The organism is Rhizobium mulingense, from assembly GCF_029194105.1.
Lineage (GTDB): Bacteria > Pseudomonadota > Alphaproteobacteria > Rhizobiales > Rhizobiaceae > Rhizobium > Rhizobium mulingense.
The window spans coordinates 1-959 of record NZ_JARFVE010000060.1 but is presented as its reverse complement, the minus strand read 5'-3'; the positions used below and the strand labels follow the sequence as shown (position 1 = coordinate 959).

Annotated in this window: 1 protein-coding gene; it reads right to left on the bottom strand. The window is 59.4% G+C overall.

Annotated elements, in window-relative coordinates; translation table 11 throughout:
* Positions 1–2: 2 nt before the first annotated feature.
* Positions 3–959: porin (locus tag PYR71_RS30665; protein WP_275621781.1), on the bottom strand; the 957-nt coding region annotated here is incomplete at its 5' end.

Here is a 959-nt window from a genome sequence, read left to right as displayed (position 1 = left end):
GATTAGAACGAACGCTGCAGGCGGAAGTAGCCAGACGTCGAGTCGTCGCCGTTGTCCGGATCGAGGTACTGAACCGAAGCCTTGGCGTAGAAGTTGTCGACGATCTGGTAATCAACCGTCAGACCAACCTTCCAAGCGTCGTCATTGCTGAAGTCGTCGCCGGAAGCGTAGTAGTCACCGTAGTACTGGACGCCAGGAGTGATCTTGAGCTTGTCGGTTGCCTTGATTGCGTATTCGGCAGCGACAGCCCATTCAGCTGCGGAGTAGTAGGAGTTCGGGCCGGAGGAGTATACGGCAGCGAGGCCGAGCGTACCGGGACCGATTTCAACCGTACCCATTGCACGGACAGCGCCGTCTTCGTTGTCGAAGTCCCAGCCGCCGGTGACCTGGTAGCTGAACGCGCCAGCGGTGCCGCCAACGCCGAAGGCAACGCCAACGTTGTTCGGGCCTTCGCCGGACTTATAGAAGCCGTCTTCCAGTTCGTCGACGCTGATACCAGCGTAGAAGGTGCCGCTTTCATACTGATAGCGGAGGGAGTTGTGCAGCGTTACGATCGAACCGATGTCGTCGGTTTCGCCGGAGAGGCCGTCGTCCCACCAGCTGTAGAAGAGACCGGCGCGGAAGCCCGCGACGTCGAGGTAAGCGGAGTCGAGGATGGCATCCTGATCCGAAGCGTTGTCAGCATTGAACTGCATGACGATGACGCCGGTCAGCGGACCGTACTCGGTGTCGCTCTTGGCCGTGAACTGAACCTGGCCGCGTGTACGGGCATCCCAATCCGAATCGTTGCTGAGCGAGCCGTTGAGCGGCTGATCACCAACGTCAACCTGGAAACGGATGTAGCCTTCGATCTTGAGGCAGGTTTCGGTGCCCGGGATGTAGAAGTAGCCGGTGCCGTAAGCGTCGCAGACGCGAACATATTCAACCGGTTCCGGCTCGGCAGCAACGATAGCGTCAGC